We start from the raw sequence: 7,521 nt of genomic DNA, 5'->3' as shown, positions 1-7,521 counted from the left end.
AAACAAAGAGACCTTTGGCGCAAAAAGGCGACGGCGCGGGCAGCAGTTTCCCACTCGTCGACCTATCCAAATCAATTGCAACATTCTAGGTCCTCGGGAAACTGAAGTGAGTGCGACTGAAAGAACGGAGTATCCGGTTCCGGCGACCCGGCTCGATCGCGGTTCGTTTCGCCGGCTTGCGCGACGGGGTGGCGCCCCGATCGGTATGCTGCTCGCGCTCGCACTCGCCGGCTGCGAGGAGAAGGCGCAATCGCAGGCAGACCCGCCGCCGGTGACGGTGGCGCAGCCTGTCAAACGGACCGTCACCGACTGGGATGAGTTTACCGGTCGTTTCGAGGCGATTCACGAAGTCGAAGTTCGTGCTCGCGTGGGCGGCTTCGTCAACAGTGTACAGTTCAAGGATGGTGCGATCGTCGGAGCGGGCGATTTGCTTTACATAATCGATCCGCGCCCGTTCGAGGCAGTCGCGCTGCAAGCTGAGGGGCAGCTCGACGACGCTCGCGCCAAGGGTGAGCTTGCCAAGCGTGATCTCGAACGCAGCCTGAGCCTCGTGCAGAACAGCACGGTCTCCGAACGAGCCGTCGATCAGCGCCGTCAGGCGCTGCAGGCGGCGCGTGCCGCGGAGACCCAGGCACAAGGCGCGCTGAAGGCTGCGCAGCTCAATGTCGAATTCTCCCATGTGGTCGCGCCGATTACCGGCCGCGTCAGCCGCCATCTAGTGACCCCGGGCAATCTCGTGCGGGGCAGCGAGGGCGGGGCGACGCTGTTGACCTCGATTGTATCGCTCGATCCGATCTACATTTATTTCGACGTCGACGAGGCGACCTATCAGCGCAACAGCCGGCTGTGGTCGGAAGGCCTGCGGACGAGCTCGCGCGGCACACCGAACCCGGTGCAGGTGACGCTGACGGGCGAGACCAAACCCTCGCATGACGGTGAGATAGACTTCCTCGACAATCGATTTGACGCCTCGACCGCGACGCTGCGCGTCCGCGCGATCATCCCGAACAAGGATCTCTCGATCCTGCCAGGCCAGTTCGGCCGGGTCCGGATCATCGGCTCCGCGCCATACGAGGCGCTGCTGATCCCGGACACCGCTATCGCCACCGATCAGTCGCGCAAGATCGTGTTCGTGGTCAAGGAAGACAACACCGTGGAGGCGAGGCCGGTTGTGCTCGGGCCGCTCGATGAAGGGCTGCGCGTGATTCGCGAAGGCCTCAAGGCGGAGGATCACCTCATCGTCGACGGGCTGCAGCGTGCCCGCGTTGGCGATAAGGTGACACCGAAAATGGCGGAGACGCCGGCGGGCGGTAAGCCGGCGGGTGCCAAGCCATGAATCTCGGAAGGCTTTCCATCAACCAGCCCGTCCTGGCGATGGTGCTGTCGATCGTGCTTTTGATCGTCGGCGCGATTGCCTTCCCGACACTGCCGGTCGCGGAATATCCGGAGGTGGTGCCGCCGACCGTTACCGTCACCACGCAATATCCAGGCGCCTCGGCGCAGACTGTATCCGACACCGTCGCCGCCCCCATTGAGCAGGAAATCAACGGTGTCGAGGACATGCTGTATCTCTACAGCCAGGCGACCTCGAACGGCCAGCTCACCGTCACCGTCACCTTCAAGCTCGGCACCGACCTCGACAAGGCCCAGGTGCTGGTGCAGAATCGCGTCGCGATCGCGCAGCCTCGGCTGCCCGAGGAAGTGCAGCGCAACGGCGTCGTCACCCGTAAGAACTCGCCCGACATCCTCATGGCCTTGTTCGTGCTGTCGCCCGACGACACGTTCGATCAGCTCTACATCTCCAACTACACGTTGCTGCAGGTCCGCGATCAGCTTTTGCGGCTCGACGGCATCGGCGACATTCAGATGTTCGGCGCGCGCGAATACTCGATGCGGCTGTGGCTCGATCCCGACCAGATCGCCAATCTCGGTCTAACATCGAGCGAGGTGCTGGCAGCGATCCGCGCGCAGAACCTGCAGATCGCGGGTGGACAGATCGCGGCGCCGCCGATCGCGGATCGTGCGTTCCAGCCTAACCTCGTATTCACTGGCCGTCTCAAAGATATTAGGCAGTTCGAGGACATCGTGGTTAAGGCCGGCTCCGACGGCCGTACCGTGCGCCTGCGCGACGTCGCCCGGGTCGAGCTCGGTGCGCTGTCCTACGCCACCAGCAGCTTAATCCTGCGCAAGTCGGCTGTGGCAATGGTGGTGACGCAACGGCCGGGATCGAACGCGCTCGCCACCGTGAAGAAGATCTCCGACACGATGGCGGAGCTCAAGAAGAGCTTCCCGAAGGGGCTCGACTACAATATCGGCTACAACCCGACCGAATTCATCGCTCAGTCGATCCACGAACTGATCAAGAGCATCTTCGAGGCGATGGCGCTCGTGGTCATCGTGGTGCTGGTGTTTTTGCAGGGGTGGCGGGCGGCGATCATCCCGATTATCGCGATCCCGGTGTCGCTGGTTGGCACCTTCGCCGTGATGGCAGCCTTCGGATTCTCAATTAATAATTTGACACTGTTCGGTCTGGTTCTCGCTGTCGGCATCGTGGTCGACGACGCCATCGTGGTGGTCGAGAATGTCGAGCGGCATCTTGAGCACGGTATGAGCCGGCGCGAGGCGGCGCTCAAGACGATGGAAGAGGTCGGCGGTGCGCTGATCTCGATCGCGCTGGTGCTGGGCGCGGTGTTCGTGCCGACCGCCTTCCTTGGTGGCATTTCCGGACAGTTCTTCCAGCAATTCGCAGTCACTATTGCGGTCGCAACCGCGATCTCCTCATTCTGCTCGTTGACGCTGTCGCCGGCGCTCGCCTCGCAGATTCTGGTACCGCGCGGGGAGAAACGTCCGCCAGCGCGTTGGAACATCATCGCCCGCGGCTGGAACAGCTTCACTGCGCTGTTCAACCGCATCTTCGATCGTCTGGCGCACGGCTACGCGGCGGCCGCCGACTTCGTGATACGCCATACAGTGGCGATGCTTGTGATTTATCTGGCGCTGATCGGCGGCGCCGGTTGGCTGCTAGTGAGCACCCCGCAGGGCTTCATTCCTGGACAGGATCGCGGTTACCTCATCATCTCGGCGCAATTGCCAGGTGCCGCGTCGCTGGCGCGCACCACAGCGGTGGTGCGCGAAATCGAGCGGATTGCGCTGGATACGCCAGGTATAGTCCGTGTCGGGGCCTTCAGCGGCTTCTCCGGCGCGACGCGTACGCAGGCCGGCAACGCCGCGGCGTTGTTCCCGGTGTTCGACGATTCGGAGGCACGGCGGAAGAAGGGTTTGTCGGCCAACGCGATCACGGCCGATCTGCGCAAGCGGCTGTCGGTGATCCAGGGCGCTTTCATTATCGTCATTCCACCGCCCGCGGTGCCAGGCATCGGCACAGGCGGCGGCTTCACCATTCGCGTCCAGGATCGCCAGGGGCGTGGGCCCGAGATGCTGGCGGCTGCGACCGACGAGCTGGTGGCGGCCGCGCGCAAATCACCGAATCTCACCTCGGTGTTCTCGCCGTTCTCCGCCAACACGCCACAGTTGTTCGTCGATATCGACCGCGTAAAGGCGCAGAAGCTCGGCGTGCCCATCGCCAACGTCACCGACACGATCGAGACTTACTTCGGCTCGACCTATGTCAACGACTTCAACCTGTTCGGACGCACTTATCGCGTCACGGCGCAGGCCGACCTACCATTCCGCAAGGAGACCACGGATCTCGCGCGGCTGCGTACCCGTAACGCGGCTGGCGACATGGTGATGCTCGGCAGCATCGTGGACTTCAAGCACATATCGGGACCCGATCGCGTCGCGCGCTACAATCTCTACCCAGCGTCCGAGCTGCAGGGTGAGTCGGCACTGGGCGTGAGCTCGACGACGTCGCTCAACACCATCAAGCAACTGGCCGATGAAACATTACCGAGTGGCTTTTCCTTCGAATGGACCGATCTGTCGTATCAACAGGTGACGGGTGGCAATGCCGGTCTCTATGTATTCCCGATCTGTGTACTGTTCGTCTATCTGGTGCTGGCAGCGCAATATGGCAGCTGGACGCTGCCGTTCGCGGTGATCCTGATCGTGCCGATGTGCCTGTTCGCGGCCACGATCGGCGTGCGCATCATGGGCCAAGACGTCAACATCCTGACCCAGATCGGCTTCGTGGTGCTGGTGGGACTTGCCGCCAAGAACGCGATCCTGATCGTCGAGTTCGCGCGCGACATCGAGCTTCAGGGCAAGTCGCGGCTGGAAGCCGTCCTCGAGGCCTGCCGGCTCCGCCTGCGCCCGATCCTGATGACCTCGTTCGCCTTCATCCTCGGCGTGCTGCCGCTGGTTGTGTCAACCGGTTCCGGCTCGGAGATGCGCCAGGCGGTCGGCGTCGCTGTGTTCTTCGGCATGATTGGCGTCACGCTGTTCGGTCTGATCTTCACGCCGATCTTCTACATGGTGGTGCGCAACCTCGCGGAAGGCAAGAACTTGGGCAAGCCGAGCCAGACGGTGGCGGCCGCGGCGGCGAATGAGCAGTGGTGACGCCGATGCTCGATGAAGCCGAAACACTACCTCCGTCACCGCTAGGAGGGCGGAACGCGCGTCGTGAAGAGGGTACGGCCCCGCCGCCACCGTTCAGCCTCCGAGGTTCGCTCCGCTCCACACCTCAGGACGGTAAGGCTGCAGCTGAAGGATTGGAGAGGGAATACTATCGGTTGAGCCGAAATAGACAGGCCGGCGTGAGGATTCAAAATAGTCATGCTTCGATTTTCCTGATTGAAACTGTTGGGAGACAATAAAAATGAAATCGGGATTTCTCGCCGCAGTCGTGGCGTGCAGCGTGTTGCTCCCGGCTCCTGCGTCAGCACAGGGTGTCAAGATCGGCATCCTGAACGACCAGTCCGGCGTCTATGCCGACTACGGCGGCAAATATTCGGTAGAAGCCGCGCGGATGGCCATCGAGGATTTCGGCGGCGAAGTCCTGGGCCACAAAGTCGAGCTGGTCACCGCCGATCACCGGAACAGACCTGATCTTGCCGTCTCGATTGCGCGGCGCTGGTATGATGCCGACGGCGTCGACATGATCACGGAGCTGACAACGTCGACGGTCGCGCTGGCGGTGCAGGAACTCTCCAACGAAAAGAAGAAGATCGATATCGTAGTTGGCTCCGGAACCTCGCGCATCACCGGCGACGCCTGCACGCCCTATGGGTTCCACTGGGCCTACGACAACCACGCGATTGCGGTCGGTACCGGCGGCGCGCTGGTGAAGGCGGGCGGCGACACCTGGTTCTTTCTAACCGCCGATTACGCGTTCGGCCACGCGCTGGAAAAGGACACCAGCGAGATCGTCACCCATGCCGGCGGCAAGGTTCTAGGCTCAGTTCGCGTGCCACTGAACTCGTCGGACTTCTCCTCTTTCCTACTGCAGGCTCAAAGCTCGAAGGCGAAAATCGTCGGCCTCGCCAATGCCGGCCAGGACACCACGAACTCGATCAAACAGGCGGCCGAGTTCGGCATCTTCCGGCAGGGCCAGAAGCTCGCCGGACTCCTGATGACGGTCTCCGAAGTTCACGGCCTCGGCCTCAACGCGGCGCAAGGCCTAGTGCTGACCGAAGGTTTCTACTGGGATCGCGACGACCGGAGTCGCGCTTTTGCCAAACGCTTCTTCGAGCGCACCGGACGGATGCCTAACACGAACCAGGCCGGTACTTATTCGGCAACGCTGAGCTATCTGAAGGCGGTGAAAGCCGCCGGTACCAAGGACTCCGAGACAGTGGCCAAGAAGCTGAAAGAGCTGCCGGTCGACGACGCCTTTGCCAAAGGCAAGGTGCTGGCGAACGGTCGCATGGTGCACGACATGTACCTGTTCGAGGTCAAAAGGCCCTCGGAGTCGAAGAAGCCGTGGGACTACTACAAGCGGCTCGCGGTGGTGCCGGGCGACCAGGCATTTTTGACCGCCAAGGAAAGCGGTTGCCCGCTGACGAAGTGACGCGAAGAATCATTTCGGGAGCGCCGCGCTTAACCCGTATTCTCGAGATTCCGGGTCCCGGCAAAAAAGGCGCGTTAAGCTTCGCTGATCGCCGCCTCGTCTCTGACATTTGACAAGAAAAACAACATTGGCTTCCTATGCCACACGGCCCGTTGCAATCCTACCGACGGTCTCACGGAACGCGGCGACCGGCAATGACGATCCTCCATGGTCCGCCCGATTGGTCACGTTGCCGTCCCCTTGAAGGCTATTTGACCGGCGTGGTCAGCGCTTGGCATCGGTGTCTAGGACGAATACGGCGAGCAGATTCGCCGGCTCGGTCTTGCTCGCATTGTGGCGAAACGTAAGAGGTCATCGCCTAGCCTGTTCAATTGCGGGCTCCCGCATCGAGCGGCGCAGACGCGGCCCGTGACGGCCTGATCAGGCTCCTGGCGAGCGGCGTAACCGGTCCTCGAGATTGAGGCGGCCGACACGCGCCTCACCCAATGGTACGAGCGACGTCTCCTCGAGCCGCCCGCCGATATATCGCGCTTCGGGATCTCTCACGACCTTGCGGGGGGTCGCCGACAGCGTTCGGTGTTGTCACGTAAACCGTGCGTCAGCATTTGCGGCATATGGACGGCGGCATGATAATGCCTGCCATCAGCTACAAGCGCCATCGTTTCCCGCCGCAGATCATCGCCCAGGCGGTCTGGCTCTACTACCGGTTCCCCTTGAGCCTGCGTCTGGTCGAGGACATGCTGCTGGAGCGCGCCATCGTGGTCTCCTACGAAACGATCCGCCGCTGGGGCAAGAAGTTCGGGCCCGATTATGCTCGCCGCTTGCGCCGCAAGCAGCCGAGCCGCGATGACATCTGGCACCTGGACGAAATCGTCATCACCATTGCTGGCCGAAAACACTGGCTATGGCGCGCCGTCAATCAGGACGGCTATGCCCTCGACGAGATCGTCAAGAACCGCCGCAACAGCAAGGCGGCCAAGCGATTGCTGACGCGCGTCAAGCGATTGCTGACGCGCGTATTGAAGAAACAGGGCGTCGCATCGAAGCGCGTGATCACTGACAAGCTGCGCTCGTATGGAGCGGCCAAGCGTCAGGTGATGCCGGACGTCGAGCACCGGCCATACAAGGATTGAACAACCGCGCCGAGAATTCCCATGTGCCGCTGCGAAAACGAGAGCGGGTGATGCAGGGCTTCCGGTCGCCAGGAGGCCTGCAGCGTTTCGTCTCGAACCTCTCGGCTCTGCGCAACCTCTTCTTTCCACCTCGCTCGCTCCGCTCTCGCCACACCTATTCACCGCCTGCAGGCCATGGCGGAATGGAAGCCGTATCCGTGGTCAGCCGACAACAGCGCCGCACGTCTCAGCGCGTTCATAGCCAGACAACGTGACATCGCCCAAGTGAAGGCTGATTGTAGCCGGCGCGATCATCGAAAATCAGAAGGAGTTGGCGAAGCGCTTCCTTTGTGGTCGTGACATTGTACAGGTTGCACATGCGTTGGTCCTTTGGCCTTCGGAAGAGTATTTGCCGATCCAAGGCGAAAAGCGAGCTTTCGA

The 7,521-nt window shown here is 61.9% G+C and carries 3 protein-coding genes and 2 pseudogenes; 4 read left to right on the top strand and 1 reads right to left on the bottom strand.

Going from position 1 to position 7,521, the window contains the following annotated elements:
- The first annotated feature begins 199 nt into the window (after positions 1–199).
- The 4 genes and pseudogenes from G6N73_RS33855 to G6N73_RS33840 all read left to right on the top strand — a co-directional run.
- The gene (locus G6N73_RS33855) at positions 200–1,336 is read left to right on the top strand and encodes an efflux RND transporter periplasmic adaptor subunit (protein WP_425484191.1); all 1,137 of its coding nucleotides are present in this window, start codon (positions 200–202) and stop codon (positions 1,334–1,336) included.
- Positions 1,333–4,518 carry an efflux RND transporter permease subunit gene (locus G6N73_RS33850; protein ID WP_165034266.1) on the top strand — a complete coding sequence of 1,062 codons (3,186 nt, stop codon included), beginning with the start codon at positions 1,333–1,335 and terminating at the stop codon, positions 4,516–4,518. Before G6N73_RS33855 ends, G6N73_RS33850 begins: the two co-directional genes overlap by 4 nt.
- Before the next feature lie 259 nt (positions 4,519–4,777).
- Entirely contained in the window at positions 4,778–5,968 is a 1,191-nt protein-coding gene (locus G6N73_RS33845; RefSeq protein ID WP_165034265.1) for an ABC transporter substrate-binding protein, read from the top strand.
- A 626-nt stretch (positions 5,969–6,594) separates the two neighbouring features.
- Positions 6,595–7,290: pseudogene (locus G6N73_RS33840) on the top strand (IS6 family transposase); the annotation flags it as partial.
- A 46-nt stretch (positions 7,291–7,336) separates the two neighbouring features.
- Here the strand turns inward: G6N73_RS33840 and G6N73_RS36580 are convergent.
- Positions 7,337–7,521, bottom strand: a pseudogene (locus tag G6N73_RS36580) (hypothetical protein); the annotation flags it as partial.

The organism is Allomesorhizobium camelthorni (assembly GCF_011045125.1).
GTDB classification, from domain to species: Bacteria; Pseudomonadota; Alphaproteobacteria; order Rhizobiales; family Rhizobiaceae; genus Allomesorhizobium; species Allomesorhizobium camelthorni.
The sequence above is the reverse complement of the archived record's forward strand: the minus strand, read 5'-3'. Positions and strand labels throughout refer to the sequence as shown.